The organism is Thioalkalivibrio sp. ALJT (assembly GCF_000381825.1).
Taxonomy (GTDB): Bacteria; Pseudomonadota; Gammaproteobacteria; order Ectothiorhodospirales; family Ectothiorhodospiraceae; genus Thioalkalivibrio.
In genome coordinates, this window is the sequence record NZ_KB907122.1 from 125,120 (window position 1) to 145,114 (window position 19,995).

Consider the following 19,995-nt stretch of genomic DNA (forward strand, 5'->3'; position numbering starts at 1 on the left):
GCTGCACCGGCTCGGCGCTCCCCGTATCATAGTCGCCAATTCGCCGTTTCACCGATCCGCCGAACCGGAGAGAACCATGCCACTGCTGCGCGTCGAGACCAACACCCGCCTGCCCGAGGACGCCGACGGCCTGTGCCAGCGCCTGTCCGCACAGGTCGCCGACTGGCTGGGCAAGCCCGAGTCCTACGTGATGGTCGCCTGCACGCACAACCCTGCGATGTGCTTTGCCGGCAGTAACGACCCGCTCGCCTACTGCGAGCTGAAGAGCATCGGCCTGCCCGAAGGCCTGACCCGCGAACTGTCGCGCAGGCTGTGCGATACCCTCCAGGCCGAGCTGGGCCTGGACCCGGCCCGCGTCTACATCGAATTCGCCGACGCCCCGCGCCATTTCTGGGGTACTAACGGCACCACGTTCTGATCCTGGCCGGCACCGCCGGGCCCGTTCCACCCACTCAACCCGACAAGGCACTGCCCCGATGCGCGTCTCGCAATTCCCGCTGAACACCCTGAAGGAAACCCCGGCCGACGCCGAGATCGTCTCCCACCAGCTGATGCTGCGGGCCGGCTACATCCGCCGGCTGGCCTCCGGGCTGTACACCTGGCTGCCGCTGGGCCTGCGCGTGCTGCGCCGGGTGGAAAACATCGTGCGCGAGGAGATGAACCGCGCCGGCGCCCTGGAGGTGCTGATGCCGGCGGTGCAACCGGCCGAGCTGTGGCAGGAATCCGGGCGCTGGGACTTCTACGGCGCCGAGCTGCTGCGCCTGAAGGACCGCCACGAGCGTGACTTCTGCTTCGGCCCGACGCACGAGGAGGTCATCACCGACCTGGTGCGCCGCGAGGTCCGCAGCTACCGCCAGCTGCCGGTCAACTACTACCAGATCCAGACCAAGTTCCGCGACGAGCGCCGCCCGCGTTTCGGCGTGATGCGCGCCCGCGAATTCCTGATGAAAGACGCCTACTCCTTCCATATCGACGCCGACTCGCTGGGCGAGACCTACCAGCAGATGCACGCAGCCTACACCCGCATCTTCGAGCGCTGCGGTCTGGACTTCCGCGCGGTGGAGGCCGACACCGGCGCGATCGGCGGCAATGCCTCGCACGAGTTCCACGTGCTGGCCAGCTCCGGTGAGGACGCCATCGCGTTCTCCCCGGCCGGGTTCGCCGCCAACGTCGAACTGGCCCCCTGCCCGGCGCCCGAGCCGGCCCCGGCCCCCGGCGCGGCGCTGGAGAAGATCGCCACGCCCGACGTGCATACCATCGACGATCTCGCGAAATTCCTGGCAATCCCGACGCAGCGCACGGTGAAGACCCTGGTGGTTGCCGCCTCCGACGCGATTGACGCCGATCTGGTCGCCATCGTGCTGCGCGGCGACCACGAGCTGAACGCGGTGAAGGCCGAGAAGCATCCCTGGGTCGCCGAGCCGCTGCGCATGGCCGAGGCGGCCGAGATCCGTACCGCCTTCGGTGCCGATCCCGGCTCGCTGGGCCCGGTGGGCTGCCCGATCCCGGTGCTGGCCGACCACGCCGTGCTCGGCATGGCGGACTTCGTGGTCGGCGCCAACGAGGACGGCCACCACCTGACCGGCGTGAACTGGGGCCGCGACCTGCCACAACCGGAGACCGCCGACCTGCGCAACATCACCGAGGGCGAGCCGGCCCCGGACGGCTCCGGGGCAATCGAGATCCGCCGCGGCATCGAGGTCGGCCACATCTTCCAGCTTGGCGACAAGTACAGCCAGGCACTGGGTGCCCGCGTACTGGACGAGGACGGTCGCGAACAGGTGGTGACCATGGGCTGCTACGGCATCGGCGTCTCGCGCGTGGTCGCCGCCGCGATCGAGCAGAACTCCGACGAGCGCGGCATCTGCTGGCCCACCGCCATCGCCCCCTTCGACATCGCCCTGTGCCCGATCGGCGCCAAAAAGTCCCAGCGCGTGCGCGAGGCCGCAGAGCAGCTGCACGACGAGCTGGAGGCCGCCGGCTTCCAGGTCCTGCTGGACGACCGCGAACAGCGCCCCGGCGTGATGTTCGCCGACATGGAGCTGATCGGCATCCCGCACCGCCTGGTCATCGGCGAGCGCGGCCTCGACGCCGGCGAACTCGAATACCAGGCACGCACCTCCAGCGAGGCCGAACACCTCCCGATAGACGGCCTGCTCGACGCCCTGCGCCAACGCCTGAACGGCTGAACCCGGGGCGACCACGATGGAAGAGGTCGCCTTCACCCTGGAGATGGGGATCGTATTCGGCCTGCTGGGGCTAACGATCCTGCTGTTCGTGACGGAGGTGATCCGGATCGACCTGGCGGCGCTGAGCGTGCTGTTCCTGCTCGGCATGGTCGCGCTGGTGCCGGGGGTGGCGCCGATCGTCGAGGGCGAGGCGCTGTTTTCCGGCTTTGCCTCGAACGCAGTGATCGCGATCATCGCGGTGATGATCATCGGCAAGGGGCTGGACCGTTCCGGGGTGATGAACCGCCTGGCGGACCTGATCCTGCGCTTCGGCGGGCAGACCGAGCGCCGCGTGATGGCCACCACCTCGGGGGCCGTGGGCATCATCACCAGCTTCATGCAGAACATCGGGGCCGCCGCATTGTTCATGCCGGTGATCAACCGCATCGGCGCGGCCGCGCGCATCCCGCGCTCGCGCCTGCTGATGCCGATGGGCTTTGCCGCGATCGTCGGCGGCACCCTGACGCTGGTGGCCTCCAGCCCGCTGATCCTGCTCAACGACCTGTTGCCCGGTGATGTCGAGGGCTTCGGGCTATTCGACGTCACCCCGATCGGACTCGCCCTGCTGGGCATGCTCATCCTGTACTTCGCGCTGTTCGGACGCTGGGTCCTGCCGGCCCGCGACCCCCGGACTGAGGACCCGGACGAGAGCCGGGTGCAGACGACCTCGGCCTGGTTCCGTGATGTCTACGGCATGGATTTCGGCGTGCGCGAGGCGCGCCTGGGCGACGACAGTTCTGTGGCCGGGTTCAGTGTAGGCGACTTCGAGGCGGCCTTCGGGGTGCACGTCGTGGGCGTCACCACGGGCGACGAGACCCGCATCGAACCCAACCGGGACGTGGAGCTGGAGCGCGGGGCACACCTCGCCATCCTCGGCCCGGTCACCACCATCGAGACGACCTGCGACCACACCGGCACCGTGCTGAAGGACGAACTGGACGTGTTCGCCCGCGCCCTGTCCGCCCGCCACGGCGGCATCGCGGAGGTGATCATCCCGCCCGGCTCCGACCTGATCGGCCAGACCGTGCGCGACAAGGGCATGCGCCGCAGCTACGGCATCTCGGTGCTGCGCATCCAGCGCGGTGATGACCTGATCGTCGACGAGGTCCCGGATACCCCGCTGAAGGCCGGCGACACCCTGGTCGTGCATACCCCGTGGGAGAACCTGCAGGCGCTGGAGGACGACCGCGACTTCGTCGTGGTCACCAGCCGCTATCCACGACGCAAGCAGGAGGCCTCAAAGACCCACCGGCCGCTGGCCGCGCTCGGCTCCCTGACGCTGGGGCTGGGGCTGGTGCTGTTCACTGACCTTCCGCTGGCACTGGCCCTGCTGGGCGGGGCCCTGGGGATGATCTTCACCGGCGTGATCACGATGGACGAGGCCTATCGCGGCATCAGCTGGAAGACGGTGTTTCTGCTGGCCTCGTTGATCCCTCTGGGGCTCGCGGTGGAGAACTCCGGTGCCGGCGAGTGGATCGCGACCAATGGCATGCAGCAACTGGAAGGGATGCCGGTCTGGGTGCTGCAGGTCGCAGTGTTCCTGCTGACCACCTTCTTCACGCTGGTAATGTCCAACGTCGGGGCGACGGTTCTGCTGGTCCCGCTGGCGGTCAGCTTCGCGAGCGTCGCCCAGGGCATGGGCATCGACGCCGACCCGCGCGTGTTCGCGCTGATCGTCGCGATCGCGGCCTCCAATTCCTTCATCCTCCCCACCCACCAGGTCAATGCACTGATCATGGACCCCGGTGGCTACCGCGTGGCCGACTACCTGCGCGCCGGCGCCGGTGTGACCCTGCTGTTCATGGTCGTCTCGCTGCTCGTCATCAACCTGCTGTTCTGAGGGAAACAGTGTTTCCCTCAGCCCGGTTCAGGGCCGGTACAGGCTACTCGCACAGACTCGGCTACAAACCCACACGGAAATCGCGCATGCCCGCAACGCTTCGTCTGTACCCGGTCCTGGCAGCCCTGGCACTGCTGCTGGCCGCCTGCAGCCCGCGGATCTACGGGGTAAGCGAAGAACAATGGGACGCCATGGGCGAGGCAGAACGGGTCGAGGCCATCCGCGCCTGGGAATCGGTGCAGAAGGCCCGCGAGGCCCGGCTGCAGGCCGAGGCCGAGCAGGAGGCGGCACTGGCAGCCGAACGCGCCGAGCGGGTCGCGGCCATCCGCAGTGGCCAGGCCGGCCTGCCCGGAGACCTGATCCGCGTCCGTCTCAGCGGCGGCACGCTGCAGATCGGCGGTCGCGAACGCGCGCTGGAGCCAACGGCCTTTACCCTCGCCAGTGGCGAGAGCCGCAGCATCGAGGTACACGCCGAGCGCTACCGCAGTGAGCTCGAGGTCGCCTATGAAGACGGCCTCTTGCTGATCGACCTGCCGCGCCATTCGCGCACCGGGGCGGCCCGCCTCGCCTGGGACGGCGCCTGGATGCAGGGGGCCGAGACCCGCATCCGGTCGGAAGGTCCGCACCGGCTGCGCGACGTGCGTGCCTTCGTCCAGGTCATTCCGCCACCGGGTCGCCCGCTGCGGCGCTACTGAGGCACCGCCGAGTCAGCCCGTGGAGAACTCGCGCGGCGCCGGCTCCGGGGGTTCCAGCTCCTCGGCCTCCACCGCATCCACCCGCGCCATGCGCGGCCCGTCGGCCAGCCACTCCTCCAGCGTGTCCAGCGCCCTGCGCGGGCCCACGGCCAGCACCTCGACGCTGCCGTCCGGCTCATTACGGGCATAACCGGTCAACCCGAGCCGCCGGGCCTCGTCGCGGGTAGAGGCGCGGAAGAACACCCCCTGCACCTGACCGCTGACACGCCAGCGGCGGGCATGGTTATCATTGGCCTCCGTCATTTTTCATCCTCCGGAGTGGATTCATGTCCGATGCCCCTACGCTGTACCACAACCCGCGCTGCAGCAAGTCGCGCGCGACCCTGGCACTGCTGCGCGAGCAGGGCGTGGAACCGCAGATTGTCGAATATCTGAAGACGCCGCCGGATGCCGCCACCCTGCGCGCCATCGTCGACCGACTGGGCATCGCTCCGCGCGAGCTGCTGCGCACCGGCGAGGCGGAGTACCGCGAACTGGGCCTGAAGGACGCCGAGCTGGACGACGAGGCACTGATCCAGACCATGGTGCAGCACCCGAGACTGATCGAGCGGCCAATCCTCGTGCACGGCGACCGCGCCCGCATCGGGCGTCCGCCGGAACAGGTGCTGGAGATCCTGGCGTGAGCGCGGCGCCCGAGGTCCTGGTGCTGTACTACAGCCGCTATGGCGCGACCGCCGAGCTGGCCCGCCACGTCGCCAGCGGCGTGGAGCGGGCCGGCGCGATCGCCCGCGTGCGCACCGTGCCGCCGGTGAGCACCGGCATCTCTGGCGACGCCCCGGCGGTTCCCGCCGATGGCCCGCCCTACGCGGAGACCCGCGACCTGGAGGAGTGTGCCGGGCTGGTCATGGGCTCGCCCACCCGCTTCGGCAATATGGCCGCCCCGCTGAAATACTTTCTCGATGGCACCAGTGGCCTTTGGGCCAGCGGCGGCCTGGTCGATCGCCCGTTCGGGCTGTTCACCAGCACCGCCACCCAGCACGGCGGGCAGGAAACCACCCTGCTGACCATGGCCCTGCCCCTGATCCACCAGGGGATGCTCTGGGTCGGCGTGCCCTACACCGTGCCGGAACTGAGCACCACGACCTCCGGGGGCTCGCCCTACGGCGCCAGCCATGTTGCCGGGGCGCAGGGGGAACAAGCAGTGACCCGCGCAGAGCAGCGCATCGCAGATGCCCTGGGTGAACGCGTCGGGCGTCTCGCGCTGCGCCTGCGCCGCGAGGACCCGGCATGATCCTCGCGGCGCGAGTCCTGGCCCTGGCCGGATATCTGGGATTACTGGGGCTGATCCTGGTCTGGACCACCTGGATCGACCGGCCGGAGATCGTACCGGTCTCCGTAGCCCTGGTGATCCTGGTCCTGCCGCTGCTGTTCCCACTGCGCGGGATGCTGCACGGGCGCCGCTATACCCACGCCTGGTCCAGCCTGCTGGCACTCGCCTACGTGACCCTGGGGATCACCCTGGCCGCGGCGGCCGATGCGCGCCTGTACGGGCTGCTGATGACCGCCGCCAGCCTCGCCTGGTTCGGGGGCTGCCTGCTCTACGTCAAACTGGACGCCCGCCGCGCCCGCCAGACGACGCCCTGATATTCACCCTGAAGGCATGGGAACCTGTCGGGTTCGGGTGATCGTCGCGAGCGCGGGGCAGGAGAGCGAGGCCCGTTCGGGGACGTGCATGGCCCACCCCGGATTGGGTTGACCAGACCTTCCCGGGAATGTCGCCACCCCGGGGCCCTTGCCCCATCCTGTCAGCCCGGTCGGAGCGCCCGAAACGGCGGCGCATTCCGAAACGCGAGGGGTCTCCCGTAACTCCCGACAAGCCCACCCTTCCAGGCTTCCCGTGAACGGCTTTTGACCTTCTTCGTGCGCCTCCGTGGTGCAATTCAGAAACGCGCGAGCTGATCACGAATAAAGGGGATGGTCAGGCGTCGCTGTTCAGCCAGAGCAGCCAGGTCGAGGCGATCCAGCAGCTGCAGCAAAGCGACCAGGTCACGGCGGTAGTGGCGCACCAGATAGTCCGCCACCGTCTCCGGCAGTTCCAGACCGCGCAGTGCCGCGCGCTGCGCAAGGATGCGCTTGAGATCATCTTCCTCCGGTGCCTGCATGCGGAACACCGGACCCCATGCAAGCCGCGAGGTCAGGTCGGGCAACGGGCTGGCAAGGCCGTCAGGCGCGGCAAGGGCCGCCAGAAGGACGCGACAACCACTGTCGCGCAGCCGGTTCAAAAGCCCGAACAGGGCTTCATCCCAGCCGGCTCTCCCGATCACGGCATCCAGATCATCCAGCGCCAGCAGGCGCGCGCGTTCCAGCCCGTCCAGCACCGCCAGCGGCGGCGCCGTGGCCAGCTCGGCCAGCGGCAGGTAGGCCACTGGCTCACCACGCTCGTACGTCTGGTGGCAGGCTGCCTGCAACAGGTGGGTCTTCCCCACGCCCGCCGGACCATGCAGCAGGATCTGTGGCGCAGTCATCGCGCTGCCGACGGCCAGCGCCTCGACCGCATCCCGAGCCAGACGGTTACCACCCGGATAGAAGCCCGCGAAGCGCGAGGTATCGCGCAGACGCAGATCCAGCGGCAGCTGGCGCTGCTGTTCGGTACTCATGGTCGCTCGCCTCCGCCGCTGGCGAGCGGCGTTTCAGCGGCATTCAGACGCCGGTAATGCTCCAGTGCATGACGCACACCCACGGCCAGCACGGCCGCCACCGGCAACGCGAGCAGAACCCCGAAGAACCCGAAGAGCTGCCCACCGGCCAGCACGGCAAAGATCACCGCAACCGGATGCAGACCGGTACGGTCGCCTACCAGCCACGGCGTCAGCACCATCGACTCCAGCACCTGGGCCACGGCGAAAACGGCCAGCACCACCAGCAGCAGGCTCCAGCCATCGCCCTGGAACAACGCCATCGCCCCGGCCAGTAGCACGCCCACGATGACACCAACATAGGGAATGAAACTGACCACCCCTGCAATCAGGCCGATTGCCAGCCCCATCTCGACCCCGACCAGAGTCAGAGCCACCGCATAAAAGAAACCCAGCGCCAGCATGACCAGGAGCTGACCGCGGAGAAACGCGGCCAGGGTTGCGTCCGATTCCTGTGCAAGACCCAGCACAGCGGGACGCCAGGCCTGAGGCAGAAGGTCCCGCAACCCCTGCTGGAATCGCGGCCAGTCACGCAGCAGATAAAAGCTCACCACCGGGACCAGCACCAGGTTCAACACCCCCAGCAGCAGGGCCCCGGTGGAGCTGCCAATCCATTGCAGTGTCCCCCCTGCCAGTCCTCCGGCCTCGCGCCAGTGCTCCGTCACCAGGGCCTGCAACGCGGCCGCATCCAGTGCCGGGAGGTGCTCCCCGGCCCGATCCTCCAGCAACGGCCGCACCTGCTGATCGAACCATGCCAGCAACTCCGGCAGCGCCAGCGCAAGACGCTCGAACTGGGCAATGGCCAGCGGGATCAGGAGCAGCACAACGGCGGCAAGCGCCAGCATCACCAGCAGGAAGACCAGCACGGTCGCCAGCGTACGCGAGCCGCGGATACGCGGGGCGAGGCGCGAGACCAGCGGGTTGAACAGATAGCCGATCAGGACGGCGACCACGAACGGCGTCAGGATGGGGGCCAGCAGATACAGCACACCGCCCACGACGAGGAGCCCGACCAGTGCCGCCAGCGTAACCGTCGACCAGGGCCCTGCCCGCCCCTGAGCTTCCGCTGTCACGGCGTCTCCCGTTCCGCGGCGGTGGTGCCATGCCGCAATTGACGCCGGGCGTACACACCCCACTGCACGGTATACGCCAGCCCGCTCGCCAGGGTCGTGAATGCCACCACGACCACCATCAACTGCACCCAGATCGGGTCCAGATCCAGCAGGCCGACCTTCACGATGACCACCAGTACCAATGTGATCTGCAAGAAGGTATTCACCTTGCTGATGAACAGCGGACGGATCACCAGCGGCCCAACGAACACCCGGTACAGGGCCGACCCCGCGGTCAGCCACAGATCGCGCCCTACCACCAGGAGCAACAACCAGAGCGGGAGCAGCCCCGACCACGTCACTGCCACGTAGATACCCAGCATCAGCAGCTTGTCCGCAGCCGGGTCCAGCCAGGCCCCAAGCCGGGTATGCCAGCCATAGCGGCGGACCAGCCAGCCATCCAGGGCATCACTCAATCCGGCCAGCGCCAGCAGCACGACCGCCAGCAGGTAGTGCTCCAGCACCAGAAGCCATACGATCGGCAGGATCAGCACGATCCGCGCGATGGTGACGGCATTGGGGATCTGGTGGCGCGGGATCATCCGGACACAGGGGGCGTCAGCTGCGACCCAGCCAGACAGCGGCCGCGTCAAGGTCATCCGGGGGGTCGGTCCGGCCGAAACCGGACCCGCGCAACAGGTCCGCCAGGTCATCGGTCTCCAGCCCCGTGCGCACCTGCAGTATCACACGATCGGCCATCAGCGAATCCAGGCGCGCCGCCTCTACCGCCTGCAGGCGCACCAGCTCCGTCCGCAGACGCTGGAACGCGGCGTAATCCGGCACGCCGACGAAACCCAGGCGTACCCACTCCGGCTCGGCCGCCACTCGCGCCAGGCGCCCGGCCACCTGGTCCAGCCCCTGTGCCACTGCCGCGCGCGCGGCCGCGCCGGCATCGGCCGCCGAGGCCGAACTCCGAAAATCGCGGCCATCGTGCACGGCGACGGACCGCGCCTCGGCCCCGCTCACGGTCTCGCGCACATGCAGCAGGATCACGCCATCGGCCTGATACCGGCGTGCCGCTTCCAGCAACGGCTCGGTGACCCCGCCGACGATATCCGAGGGCTGAACCGCACGGCGGTCCTGGAGATCCCCCAGCGGAAACAGCAGCGGCGTGTCGCGCTCCGCGGCCAGCGCCTCCAGCGCGGACAGCACACCGCGCCCCTCCACCGCATCACCCAGCAGCTCGCGCTGACCATCACGGTCGAGCACCGCCCAGACCAGGAGTCCGGGGCGTTCCCCCAGCACGGCCGGTACGCCGGCGTCACGCAGTACCGTACGCAGACGGAAGGAGTCGAACTCAAGGCGGTAGACGCCCTCCTCGACCTCGCGCAGCCGCTGCAGCGCCGCAATCCAGCCGTCATCGTCACGCTCGGCCATAAGCGCATCGACACGATCCAGAACGGGCTCCGAGCGCAGCCCGGCAAGGCGCACCAGTGCCTGTTCCAGGCCCTGTTCGAGCGCCGCCGCCTCATCCTCGGCCGCGACTTTCGTCACCAGCGTATCCTGGGCCACCGCCTGCGGCGCCAGCAGCAGAAGGGCAAGACCGAGCAGGACGGCCACGGGATAACGGGTGCGCAGGTGCAGGGACATGGTCATGATCGGTTGTTCGACAAGCGTCCCAAAATACCACAGCCATGGCAGAGGCTGGCCGTACACAACGCACCTTTCTTTGCACGCCCGCAGCCGGCTCGCTACCATGCCGGGTTCTTCGAGGCCGCCACCGTGGCGGCACTCCCGTGCTGGTTGAATCCCGGGGAACCCATGTCCGAATCCCGTTCAGGCCTGACCTACCGCGAGGCCGGTGTCGACATCGAGGCCGGCGCCGAGCTGGTTGAACGCATCAGGCCGCAGGCGGCGCGCACCCGACGCCCCGGCGTGATGGCCGGCCTGGGCGGTTTCGGCGCCCTGTTCGAGCTACCAATGGACCGTTACCAGCAGCCGGTGCTGGTTTCCGGCACGGACGGGGTCGGTACCAAACTGCGGCTGGCGCAGCAGACCGATCGCCATGACAGCATCGGCATCGACCTGGTCGCGATGTGCGTCAACGACATCGTCGTCCAGGGCGCCGAGCCGCTGTTTTTTCTCGACTACTACGCCACCGGCCATCTGGACGTGGACATCGCCGCGGATGTGGTCACTGGCATCGCGGAAGGATGCGAGCAGGCCGGCTGCGCCCTGATCGGCGGCGAGACCGCAGAGATGCCCGGCATGTACCACGGCGAGGACTACGATGTCGCCGGTTTCGCGGTCGGCATCGCCGAGAAGGAGGCCCTGATCGACGGCCGCCTGGTCGCCGCAGGTGACGTGGTGCTGGGTCTGGAGGCTTCGGGCCCGCACTCCAACGGCTATTCCCTGATCCGGCGGGTACTGGAGCACTCCGGCGCCTCCCTGGCCAGCCCCCTGCCCGGCGGCGATGGCATGAGCCTCGGGGATGCCCTGATGGCCCCCACGCGCATCTACGTGCGTCCGCTGCTGGAGCTGCTGCAGCACTTCCCGGTGCATGCAATGGCCCATATCACCGGCGGCGGCCTGACCGAGAACCTTCCGCGCGTGCTGCCCGAACACCTGGGCGCACGCATCGACCCGGACAGCTGGTCCAGGCCGCCCGTATTCGACTGGCTGCAGCAAACCGGTGACATCGCCGACGACGAGATGCTGCGCACCTTCAACTGTGGCATCGGCATGACCGTGATCCTCCCAGAGGACCGGGTCGAGGCCGCCCGTACGGAGCTGGCCCGTGCCGGCATCCGCAGCTGGCCCATCGGCATGATCCAGGAACGCGACGCGTACCAGCCTGGCGTCACCTACCGCGCGGCATGACGGAAACTGCCAGGCAACCCGCTGCGGCCATTCCGCAGCGCCTGGTGGTCCTGATCTCCGGGCGCGGCAGCAACCTGGGCGCGCTGATCGAGGCCTGCGAGCAGGGCCGGCTACCGGCCACGATCGTCGGCGTCATCAGCAACCGGCCGGATGCCGGCGGACTGGAATTCGCCACACGCCACGGCATCCCCAGCCAGGTACTCGATCACCGCACATACCCTTCTCGCGAGGCCTTCGACACCGATCTCGCTCGCGTCATCGAAGACTACGCCCCCGATCTGGTCATCCTGGCCGGGTTCATGCGCATCCTGACGCCTGCGTTTGTGGACCGCTTTACGGGGCGGCTGTTGAACATTCACCCCTCCCTGTTGCCGAAGTATCGAGGCCTGCACACCCACGCCCGCGCCCTGGCCAATGGCGAGCGCGTGCACGGGGCCAGCGTGCATTTCGTAACCCCGGAACTCGACGGCGGCCCGGTGATCATGCAGGCCCGTGTGCCAGTCGCACCGGATGACACGCCGGATACCCTCGCCGCTCGCGTCCAGCGCGCCGAGCACCATCTGTATCCGGAGGTCGTGCGCCGACTGTGTTCAGGGGAAATTCAGTGGGCCGGGCGAATCCTGCAGGCCGACGGCACGCCACTGCCGGCGCCACTGCAACTCGACGAGGACTTTGATGATCTTCCAGCTTCCTGAGGTTCCGCTTTCCAGGGCAATGCCCCTGCTGCGGTTTGGCACCGTACTCGGGTTCCTGCTGGCGCTGGTCGCCCTGCCGGCCAGCGCTGCGGAGAACAACACGCACTCTATCCCGCCCTATACCGCCAGCTACGAGGCCACGGCCCTGGGCAACACGCTCAAGGCGCGCATTACACTGAACCACGAGGACGTACAGACCCGCATGGCCATGGATGCCCACGTGTCCGGCTTCCTGCGCCTGCTGGGCCGGTTCGAGCTGAGCCGCGAAGCGTTGATGAACCGCCAGAACGGCGAGCTGCAGCTGGCACGCTCGCGCAGCCAGCAGATCACGCCACGCCGCGAACGCAAGGTCGAGACGCGCCTCGACCGGGACCGCGGCCTGGCCATCGGCACCATCGACAACGAACACTTCCAGCTCGAAGTGCCGGACCAGACCCTGGACTTTCTCGGCTCGCTGTACCTGATCATGCAACGGCTGGAGCGCAGCGAGCTGACCCGCGCAGACAATCGCTCGACCGTCCAGGTCCTGGAGCGCGACCGCCTGCGCGAATATCGCTTCGAATATGGCGAGCGCGAGACCATGGACTCCCCGATCGGACGCCTGGAAACCGTTCGCATCGACCGCCGTACCGACGACAGCGATGTCGCCCTGTCCGCCTGGTTCGCACCCGAGCTGCACCATGTCCCGGTGCGCTTTGACTACGAGGCCGACGGCCGAGTGTTCGAGCTGAATCTCACGCAGCTGGAGTGGCACGACCCGATCATTGATCTGACCGACGAGTAACCATCCATGAACGAAACCTTTGACCTGGCCATCATCGGCAGTGGCCCCGGGGGCTATCGTGCCGCCGTTCTGGGCGCCCTGCGCGGACTCAACGTTGTCATCATCGAAAAAGGCGACTGGGGTGGCTGCTGCCTCAACCGTGGCTGCGTGCCGAAAAAGGACTGGTACCACACGGCACGCACGGTCGCCGCCCAGCGCCATTTCGAAGGCCGCGGCATTAGCGGCCGCCTCACGGCCGACATGGACCGCGCCTGGGACCACCAGAAGGAGGTTGTAACCACGGTACGCGACTCCTACCTGGGTTACATGAAGCACCTGAAGATCCAGTACCGTCATGGCGCTGCCCGTTTCGTCGACGCCGAGACCCTGGAGATCGCGACGGCGGACGGCAACGAGACCGTCCGGGCCCGCCACACCATCATCGCCACCGGGGCCACCGCCACCGTACCGGCCCCGTTCGCGGCCGCGCCCGGACGCGTACTGACCACCGATATGCTGTTCGACGAACGCCCCCCCGCGGGCGCTCGCGTCGCGATCATCGGCTCCGGCGTGGTCGCCACCGAGTTCGCCTGGATCTTCCACCACCTCGGGAAGAAGGTAACCTGGCTGTCGCGGTCGAAGCCGCTTTCCACCCAGAAATTCAGCCCGCAGGCGCTGGGCACGCTGAAGGAACAGCTGACCGCAGACGGCATCGAGCCGGTGCGGGTCAAGGGCTACGAAAGCGTCGAAACCTCGGACGACGGCGTCACCATCACCGACAGCGACGGCAACACCTTCGAGGTCGACTGGGTCCTGCTCGGCACCGGGCGCACCCCGCATACCGAGGACCTGAACCTCGACGCCATCGGGGTCAAAACCGATGCCCGCGGCTTCGTGAAACGCCGGGCCACGCTGCAGACCGATGTCGACAACATCTACGCCATCGGCGATGTCGCGAGCGAATGGCAGACCGCCAACCACGCCCTGGCGGACGCCACCATCGCGGTGGAGAACATCCAGAACGACAACACCCGCGAGCAGGACGAGCGCTTCGTGCCGATCGCGATCTACTCCGCCGTCGAGATGGCCCGCCTCGGCATGGACGAGGACGACGCCGAAGATGAGGAACTGGAACCGGCGGTCGGCTTCGCCGCCTTCGAGACCTCCCCGCGCGCCCTGGGTCAGGACGAGCCGGAGGGCTTCGTGCGCCTGATTGGCGACATGGACACCGGCGCCCTGCTGGGCGGCGAGGTCATCGGCAGCGATGCCGGCGAGCTGATCCATTTGCTGTCGCTCGCGCCCGATCGCGAGACTGCGCTGGCCTGGATCGCCAGGGGCCAATGGAACCATCCGGCCCGTGCCGAGGAATTCCTCAACGCCACCGAGACACTCGCCTCCAAATGGAACCTCAAATCGGAGATCTTCGGCCTCTGACCTGCCCCGTTATAGCCCCTGGCGCCTGCCTGATCGCGGCGCCCGGTGCCCCGCGCGGGCGCGCCCACGCACGGCCCCGATCCCGCGATTGCAGACCTTCGGCCACCCGGCGCGTGTGATCCTGTGGCATGCTGCCGATCGCGGGGCGACGCATTTTTTATCGCTGCAGGGCCGAGCTCGGGCTTCCCGGGACAGGACGCGCTACGCCGTCGGGCGTAATCACCGTCCGCGGTCGCTGGATGGGTCCGATTGCTTCGGGGTGCAACGCAGACTCGCCTCCCGAGCTGCCAACGCGAGTGTAGACATGAACCATGTTTTGCCTTAGCCGGGTGCGTCGTGGGCCCATCCTCGCCGGGCTGCTGGTCCTGGCCGCGACAGCGGCAAACGCCAGCGAGCAGAGCGATACCGCCGAAGCCGAAGCCGATGCGCAATGGCTGCAGCAGCCGCGCGAAGGCGCCCGCAGCCTGACCTACTGGCTGGTTCGCAACGTGGATGGCTGGTTTGGCGACAAGCCATTTGACGACAGCGGCGGCCAGGCCGGTGGTCGTATCCAGATCGGCGGGCTCCATCGCGAGGACTCCGGGTTCCAGGCCTCCACACGGTTCCGCCTGGACGTGACCATGCCCAACGTCAACGAACAGGCCTATCTGTTCGTTGGCCGTGGCACTGAAGACGAGCTGGTACAGGACCAGCCAGAGGCCTTTTCGCGGGCGCAGCTCCTGCTGCCGCAGGATCGTGCCGAGGATCAGGCCTACTTCGGCGGGCTTGGCTACCACCTGCGCGAACACATCGACTTTCGCCTGGGCATCCGCGGCGGGTACAAGCCCTATGCTCAGGCGCGCTATCGTCGGGTCTTCTGGCCAGGCGACACGACTGCACTCGAGTTTCGCGAAACCCTGTTCGTGGCCTCCGGCGACGGCCTTGGCGCGACCACCGCGCTCGACCTGACCCATGCCCTCAGCACGCAGCGCATGCTGCGCTGGCGCAATTCCGCCACCGTCAGCACCCGGACACGCGGAGCGGCCTGGTCCACCTCGCTGGGGGTGTTCCACCGCTTCGGGCCGGAGCGGGAGATCTCGCTGGAGGCCCTGGCCAATGGCGAGACCGCGCGACCGGTGAAGGTACGCGAATACGGCCTGCGCGGGATCTATCGCCAGCCCATCTACCGCGACTGGCTGATCGGCGAGATCATCATCGGACATTTCTGGCCCCGCGACGACCGCGACCCCGACCGGCGTGAGTCATGGGCCCTGGGCATCGGGCTCGAAATGATCTTCTGAAGCGCGAGACCACAGGCCAGGGACCTGCCGGATTTGGGACGGATCTGCTGCGCGGGGGCAGGTTCGCAGCGTGCCCCCGCCCGGACCCCTCACAAAAAAGCCCCGCACAGGGCGGGGCTCTCCAACAACCCGGCGCTTGCGCGCCGAGGTTGTCTTGCTTACTGCGCTTCGACGTTCGCGGCAGCCGGACCCTTCTGGCCCTGCTCGACGTCGAACGAGACGCTCTGGCCTTCGGCCAGCGACTTGAAGCCGCTACCCTGGATGGCGCTGTGATGGACAAACACGTCCTTGGAGCCATCGGTCGGGGTAATGAAACCAAAGCCTTTTTCGTCGGAGAACCACTTCACTGTACCTGTAGCCATTTCGGTTACCTCTGTTTTGTACGTACTTGGATTGGGATTTCGAGGGGGGAGAGACTGGAGGGCAACCGAACGACGATGAAACTTGATCGTGATTCCTGCGGGCCCGTAAACGGGACCGGAACTGCGAATCTGAACGCCCCTTCCGGGGTGTCGCCTGGTGCAACATGGAGCCTGTTACCGTTACCTCGCGGTCATTGTCCTCCCAAACCGCTGTGCATTGATAGTGTTTTTTCGTTTTTTCCGCACTGTACCGGAACAATGGCTTTTTTATCCGTCACTTGCGTACGCATATAATTGACGCGAGGCGCGAGTGAGCACCCGCCTGCCCGGCTGCAAGCGACCCGACAGCCCCATTGGAGCCTTGACGTCGACCGCCGCATCGCCACGTCCAGGCATCCACAGCACGGCCAGCACCGGCAATGAACTCGTGCGCCGTTGCCCTCAGGATCCGTCAGCACTGGCGGAGGCCTCTTCCGACCCACCGCCCGCCCGGTGCAGGTTCCGCGAGAGAGCCGCCAGCAGGCGGTCGCGTAGCGCATGCAATTCTGACACTCGGGCCAGCGCCTGCTCGCGGCACCCCTGTGCATGCAGCTCGAGCAACTCCTCGGCCAGCTCATGCACCTCGCGCTGGCGCCGCAGCAGGGCGGACCCCGCACCCTGCAACGTCTCTCCGGCACGCTCCAACCCCCGTTCGAACCCTTGGCGGTCCGCCTCAATCGATGGCACCCTCCGGGCCTGTCCGCGAAGATAATCCTCCAGCAATCCCACCCAGGCTCGGTGGGATACCCCGGCGCGCATCAACGGTATCGTCTCGCGCCCGATACGCGACATCCTTGCCCAGTGCCGGGGCGGGCGCCAGGTCGCGATCCATTCGGGCACCTGTTCCGCCGGCATTGGGCGCGCAATACCGTAGCCTTGAGCCAGCTCGCAGCCAATCAGCAACAACATGTCACCGAGTTCGATTGTTTCCACGCCCTCGGCAATCAGGCGGCGCCCGAACGCCTCGGCCAGGCTCAGGATCCCGTCCAGGATCGCCAGGTCCTCGGGGTCTTCCAGAATATCGCGCACAAAGGTCTGATCGACCTTCACCGTATCGGCCGGCAACTGCTTGAGATAGGTCAGCGACGCATAGCCCGTGCCGAAATCGTCCAGCGAGACCTGCACGCCGAGCGCCCGACAACCCTCGAGATGCCGCGTCACCTCCAGCATGTCACCCAGGGCACTGGTCTCCAGGACCTCCAGCTCCAGAGAGGCCGGGGCGATATCGGGGTACCGCCCCAGCAGCAACCGCAGACGATCGACGAAGTCCGCCTGACGCAGCTGGAACGCGGCGACATTGACACTGACAGCCAGATCCAGGCCCGATGCCGCCCAGGCACGCACCTGCTGCAAGGCCCGGTCGATCACCCATTCGCCCAGCTCGACCGCAAGCAGGTGATCTTCGATCGCAGGCAGGAAGCGGCTGGGTGGCAGCAATCCGTGCTCCGGATGCTGCCAGCGGATCAGGGCCTCGACCCCGATCACCTCCCCGCTGCGCATGTTCACCTTGGGCTGGTAGAACAGGACGAATTCTTCCTCCGCCAACGCACGGCGAATATCGGCCAGCGTCTCGTGGTGCGTGCGCGCTGTGCGGTCATGCTCGGCATCAAACACATGGAAACGCCCCTTGCCCGACAGCTTGGCCTGGTACATCGCCTGGTCGGCGTGGCGCAGCAGCTGGTCCGCGTCCATGTCGGCATTGTCCTCGGGATAAAAGGTCACCCCCAGGCTGGCGGACACCTGGAGCCGCGCACCCTCCTGGAATACAGGTTCGGCGGCGGCCTTCAGCATCCGTTTCAAAATGGCCTCGCAACCGTACAGATTGTCGACATCGACCAGCACGGCGACGAATTCGTCCCCACCCATGCGCGACAGGGTGTCTTCCGAGCGCATGACCGCCTTCATACGGGCCGCAACCTCCACCAGCATCCGGTCCCCTGCCGCATGCCCGTAGCGGTCGTTGATCTGCTTGAATCCGTCCAGATCCAGGTAAACCACCGCCAGGCGCGCGTCATGGCGCCGCGCGCGCGCCATGGCCTGCTGCAGACGGTCCGCCAGCAAGGAGCGATTGGGGAGGCCGGTCAAGGCATCATAGTGCGCAATCCGCTCCAGCTGCCGCTCGTGCTCCTTCAACATCGTAATGTCGGTCGAGATACCCAGCAGGCCAATGATGCGTTCGCGATCGTGGTCATCCCGAATCGGCGTCTTGTTCTCTAGGTAGACCCGGCGGCGGCCACCCGGTTCGACCACCTCGATCTCTTCGGTGGTCTGCTCGCCGGCCAGCACGCGCTGGTCAATCTTCTGCAAGCGCCGCACCGTCTCGGTCGGGAAAAAGCGGCTATCCGTGCTTCCGGGCAGGTCCTCGGCCGTCACGCCAAAAAGCCCCAGGCAAGCGCTGTTGGCAAACGTGTAGCGCCCCTCCCGGTCCTTCATGTAGATAAAGGACGAGACATAATCCAGCGCGTCACGGAAGCGCTGCGACTCGGCATGGGCCTCGCGCAACGCCAGCTCGTCATTCTTGCGGTCGGTAATATCCGTGGCGGTGCCGATCATGCGCAACGGGCGCCCGTCGGCGCCCCGGCTGACGATCAGGCCACGATCCTCGATCCAGATCCAGTGACCGTCCGCATGCCGCACCCGATATTCCCGAGCGTAGTAGCCGCGCTGGCCGTCGAGATAAGCTCGCAGGGCCTCCTGCACGGCGACACGGTCATCCGGGTGGATAAACTGCTCCCATGCCCCCATGGAAAGGCCGAGTTCGGCCGTTTCTCCGCCCATGATCTCGCGACAGCGAGGGGAGAAATAGAGCTCGTCGCGCGGGATGAACCAGTCATACAGTCCGCTGCGGGAGCCCTCCAGCGCAAAGCGCCAGCGGAACTCGCTCTCGCGCAATTGTTCTTCCCGCCAGCGCAGTTCTTCCGTCAGGCTCTCGGCGATCGCCTCGGCCCGCGCCCGCGTGCCGGAGAGCGTCAGGATCAGCCCGAACAGCAGTACGCTCAGCGCCAGCCCGGCCCCCAGCGTACCCCAGGCACTGGCGTAGGCCACCGCCGCGTTTGGGTCCCGGTGGTCGAAATGCAGTAACCAGACACGGCCATTGAAGTCGATCTCGCGCGCCTGAGCGAAGCGGCTGGGGGCCTCCGGATCGATCTCGCGGTTGCCGTACAGCAACCGGTCCGCATCCACCTCGGGGCCGTCATAGATCTGCAGCCCAAGGGTCCCGCCCTCCAGCAGATCCCGGTCGCCCAGGATGCCGGTCATCAGGTCGGTCATGCGGTAGGGCGAGTAGGTCCAGCCCTTGAGGGCTTGCGCACGCTGCTCCGGCGTATCCGTCGGCAGGCCCACCTGATAAACGGGTACATACATCAGCGTGCCGGCCTGCACGTCCACTGCGGTCTCCTGCACCAGCTGGACGCGCCCACTGAGCGCTGCCCGTCCGGTGTCCCGGGCCTGAATCATCGCCGCCCGGCGTACCGGGTCCGAGAACATGTCGTAGCCGAAAGCGCGTCGATTGCGAGCATCAAACGGCTCGATATAGAGGATCGGCGCATGGACCTCACGTGACCCCGACGGAGAAACGTTATAGTCCGGAAAGCCCTCGGCCCGAACCGTCGCGATATGTGTCTCCAGCTCATCGGATCTCAGCAGGGGAGCAAAACCGACCCCCTGCACCCGTTCAAGGGCATCGGCCACTCGCAGCATGCTCACATAGTCTCGCCACTCCGCACGCGTAACCTCTTCGGATGCGTCGAACAGACCGGCGGCCCCACGCAGCATCAGTGCGTAGGCATCCAGACGTTCCTCGATCCGGATCGTCACCTGATCGGCCGCGAAGACAAAGCGATCCGCGACTTCGGAGTCCAGCACCTGCTTGACATGCTGCGCCGCCAGCAACGAGAGCAGGACGCCAGAACACAGCACCAGCAGCGCAAAGCCGTAGCGGCCGCGGGCATGACCGCGCCAATGGAGGGACGGGATGAACTTCACTTGGGACCCCAGAGAAACACGGGGTTAATGTACCCCTTTACGGCTGC

At 67.2% G+C, this 19,995-nt stretch carries 19 protein-coding genes; 12 read left to right on the forward strand and 7 right to left on the reverse strand.

Translation table 11 applies throughout. From position 1 onward, the window contains the following. The first annotated feature begins 76 nt into the window (after positions 1-76). From G332_RS0102865 to G332_RS0102880, 4 genes are all read left to right on the forward strand, one after another. Positions 77-418: a phenylpyruvate tautomerase MIF-related protein gene (locus G332_RS0102865; protein ID WP_019625493.1), complete on the forward strand. Its 342-nt coding sequence runs from the start codon at positions 77-79 to the stop codon at positions 416-418. A gap of 58 nt (positions 419-476) precedes the next feature. Further along, the gene (locus G332_RS0102870) at positions 477-2,189 is read left to right on the forward strand and encodes a proline--tRNA ligase (RefSeq protein ID WP_019625494.1); all 1,713 of its coding nucleotides are present in this window, start codon (positions 477-479) and stop codon (positions 2,187-2,189) included. 16 nt (positions 2,190-2,205) lie between these two features. Continuing rightward, positions 2,206-4,068 (forward strand): SLC13 family permease, encoded by a 1,863-nt coding sequence (locus tag G332_RS0102875; protein ID WP_019625495.1) that lies wholly within the window; start codon positions 2,206-2,208, stop codon positions 4,066-4,068. An 86-nt stretch (positions 4,069-4,154) separates the two neighbouring features. Beyond that, entirely contained in the window at positions 4,155-4,763 is a 609-nt protein-coding gene (locus G332_RS0102880) for an Hsp20/alpha crystallin family protein (RefSeq protein ID WP_019625496.1), read from the forward strand. Positions 4,764-4,775: 12 nt separating this feature from the next. On the opposite strand, the gene yccX is transcribed toward G332_RS0102880, so the two are convergent. Further along, positions 4,776-5,066: an acylphosphatase gene (gene yccX / locus G332_RS0102885; RefSeq protein ID WP_018867456.1), complete on the reverse strand. Its 291-nt coding sequence runs from the start codon at positions 5,064-5,066 to the stop codon at positions 4,776-4,778. A gap of 23 nt (positions 5,067-5,089) precedes the next feature. On the opposite strand from yccX, the gene arsC reads away from it, so the two are divergent. From arsC to G332_RS0102900, 3 genes are read left to right on the forward strand one after another with little or no spacing between them, the layout of a single operon-like run. Then, positions 5,090-5,446, forward strand: coding sequence for an arsenate reductase (glutaredoxin) (arsC, locus tag G332_RS0102890; RefSeq protein WP_019625497.1), 357 nt, complete (start codon positions 5,090-5,092; stop codon positions 5,444-5,446). Continuing rightward, on the forward strand, positions 5,443-6,054 hold the full coding sequence (wrbA, locus tag G332_RS0102895; RefSeq protein WP_019625498.1) for an NAD(P)H:quinone oxidoreductase: 612 nt from the start codon (positions 5,443-5,445) through the stop codon (positions 6,052-6,054). The genes arsC and wrbA overlap by 4 nt, the downstream gene beginning before the upstream one ends. Beyond that, on the forward strand, positions 6,051-6,407 hold the full coding sequence (locus G332_RS0102900) for a DUF2069 domain-containing protein (RefSeq protein ID WP_019625499.1): 357 nt from the start codon (positions 6,051-6,053) through the stop codon (positions 6,405-6,407). Before wrbA ends, G332_RS0102900 begins: the two co-directional genes overlap by 4 nt. 296 nt (positions 6,408-6,703) lie before the next feature. On the opposite strand, the gene hda is transcribed toward G332_RS0102900, so the two are convergent. Genes hda through G332_RS0102920 form a run of 4 tightly spaced genes read right to left on the reverse strand, consistent with a single transcriptional unit; the run spans position 6,704 to position 10,161 of the window. After that, a complete protein-coding gene (gene hda / locus G332_RS0102905; protein ID WP_019625500.1) occupies positions 6,704-7,420 on the reverse strand; it encodes a DnaA regulatory inactivator Hda in 717 nt (238 codons plus the stop codon). After that, positions 7,417-8,532 carry an AI-2E family transporter gene (locus G332_RS0102910; RefSeq protein ID WP_019625501.1) on the reverse strand — a complete coding sequence of 372 codons (1,116 nt, stop codon included), beginning with the start codon at positions 8,530-8,532 and terminating at the stop codon, positions 7,417-7,419. Before G332_RS0102910 ends, hda begins: the two co-directional genes overlap by 4 nt. Then, entirely contained in the window at positions 8,529-9,113 is a 585-nt protein-coding gene (locus tag G332_RS0102915) for a CDP-alcohol phosphatidyltransferase family protein (RefSeq protein ID WP_019625502.1), read from the reverse strand. Before G332_RS0102915 ends, G332_RS0102910 begins: the two co-directional genes overlap by 4 nt. A gap of 16 nt (positions 9,114-9,129) precedes the next feature. Further along, on the reverse strand, positions 9,130-10,161 hold the full coding sequence (locus tag G332_RS0102920) for a DUF2066 domain-containing protein (protein ID WP_026340544.1): 1,032 nt from the start codon (positions 10,159-10,161) through the stop codon (positions 9,130-9,132). A 171-nt stretch (positions 10,162-10,332) separates the two neighbouring features. Here G332_RS0102920 and purM point away from each other — a divergent pair, with 171 nt between their 5' ends. The 5 genes from purM to G332_RS0102945 all read left to right on the forward strand — a co-directional run bounded on the left by purM (position 10,333) and on the right by G332_RS0102945 (position 15,563). Beyond that, the gene (gene purM / locus G332_RS0102925; protein WP_019625504.1) at positions 10,333-11,391 is read left to right on the forward strand and encodes a phosphoribosylformylglycinamidine cyclo-ligase; all 1,059 of its coding nucleotides are present in this window, start codon (positions 10,333-10,335) and stop codon (positions 11,389-11,391) included. Continuing rightward, positions 11,388-12,086, forward strand: a complete 699-nt coding sequence (gene purN / locus G332_RS0102930; protein ID WP_019625505.1) for a phosphoribosylglycinamide formyltransferase — start codon at positions 11,388-11,390, stop codon at positions 12,084-12,086. Before purM ends, purN begins: the two co-directional genes overlap by 4 nt. Positions 12,087-12,105: 19 nt before the next feature. After that, positions 12,106-12,870, forward strand: a complete 765-nt coding sequence (locus G332_RS0102935) for a DUF3108 domain-containing protein (protein ID WP_019625506.1) — start codon at positions 12,106-12,108, stop codon at positions 12,868-12,870. A 6-nt stretch (positions 12,871-12,876) separates the two neighbouring features. Then, complete coding sequence (locus G332_RS0102940; RefSeq protein ID WP_019625507.1) at positions 12,877-14,283, forward strand: NAD(P)/FAD-dependent oxidoreductase; 1,407 nt, start codon at positions 12,877-12,879, stop codon at positions 14,281-14,283. 311 nt (positions 14,284-14,594) lie between these two features. After that, positions 14,595-15,563, forward strand: coding sequence for a hypothetical protein (locus tag G332_RS0102945; protein WP_038059493.1), 969 nt, complete (start codon positions 14,595-14,597; stop codon positions 15,561-15,563). 158 nt (positions 15,564-15,721) lie between these two features. On the opposite strand, the gene G332_RS0102950 is transcribed toward G332_RS0102945, so the two are convergent. Both G332_RS0102950 and G332_RS12625 read right to left on the reverse strand, forming a co-directional pair. Then, entirely contained in the window at positions 15,722-15,925 is a 204-nt protein-coding gene (locus tag G332_RS0102950; RefSeq protein ID WP_018140642.1) for a cold-shock protein, read from the reverse strand. Between the two features lie 441 nt (positions 15,926-16,366). Continuing rightward, positions 16,367-19,888, reverse strand: coding sequence for an EAL domain-containing protein (locus G332_RS12625; RefSeq protein ID WP_196800041.1), 3,522 nt, complete (start codon positions 19,886-19,888; stop codon positions 16,367-16,369). Positions 19,889-19,995: the final 107 nt, after the last annotated feature.

Bases quoted from the DNA above. Each gene is read 5' to 3' on its own strand.
- G332_RS0102945 (WP_038059493.1), top strand. From the start codon at position 14,595: ATGTTTTGCCTTAGCCGGGTGCGTCGTGGGCCCATCCTCGCCGGGCTG.
- purM (WP_019625504.1), top strand. From the start codon at position 10,333: ATGTCCGAATCCCGTTCAGGCCTGACCTACCGCGAGGCCGGTGTCGAC.
- G332_RS0102865 (WP_019625493.1), top strand. From the start codon at position 77: ATGCCACTGCTGCGCGTCGAGACCAACACCCGCCTGCCCGAGGACGCC.
- G332_RS0102880 (WP_019625496.1), top strand. From the start codon at position 4,155: ATGCCCGCAACGCTTCGTCTGTACCCGGTCCTGGCAGCCCTGGCACTG.
- G332_RS0102920 (WP_026340544.1), bottom strand. From the start codon at position 10,161: ATGTCCCTGCACCTGCGCACCCGTTATCCCGTGGCCGTCCTGCTCGGT.
- G332_RS0102875 (WP_019625495.1), top strand. From the start codon at position 2,206: ATGGAAGAGGTCGCCTTCACCCTGGAGATGGGGATCGTATTCGGCCTG.
- G332_RS0102950 (WP_018140642.1), bottom strand. From the start codon at position 15,925: ATGGCTACAGGTACAGTGAAGTGGTTCTCCGACGAAAAAGGCTTTGGT.
- purN (WP_019625505.1), top strand. From the start codon at position 11,388: ATGACGGAAACTGCCAGGCAACCCGCTGCGGCCATTCCGCAGCGCCTG.
- G332_RS0102900 (WP_019625499.1), top strand. From the start codon at position 6,051: ATGATCCTCGCGGCGCGAGTCCTGGCCCTGGCCGGATATCTGGGATTA.
- yccX (WP_018867456.1), bottom strand. From the start codon at position 5,066: ATGACGGAGGCCAATGATAACCATGCCCGCCGCTGGCGTGTCAGCGGT.
- G332_RS0102915 (WP_019625502.1), bottom strand. From the start codon at position 9,113: ATGATCCCGCGCCACCAGATCCCCAATGCCGTCACCATCGCGCGGATC.
- G332_RS0102940 (WP_019625507.1), top strand. From the start codon at position 12,877: ATGAACGAAACCTTTGACCTGGCCATCATCGGCAGTGGCCCCGGGGGC.
- G332_RS0102870 (WP_019625494.1), top strand. From the start codon at position 477: ATGCGCGTCTCGCAATTCCCGCTGAACACCCTGAAGGAAACCCCGGCC.
- hda (WP_019625500.1), bottom strand. From the start codon at position 7,420: ATGAGTACCGAACAGCAGCGCCAGCTGCCGCTGGATCTGCGTCTGCGC.
- arsC (WP_019625497.1), top strand. From the start codon at position 5,090: ATGTCCGATGCCCCTACGCTGTACCACAACCCGCGCTGCAGCAAGTCG.
- G332_RS0102935 (WP_019625506.1), top strand. From the start codon at position 12,106: ATGCCCCTGCTGCGGTTTGGCACCGTACTCGGGTTCCTGCTGGCGCTG.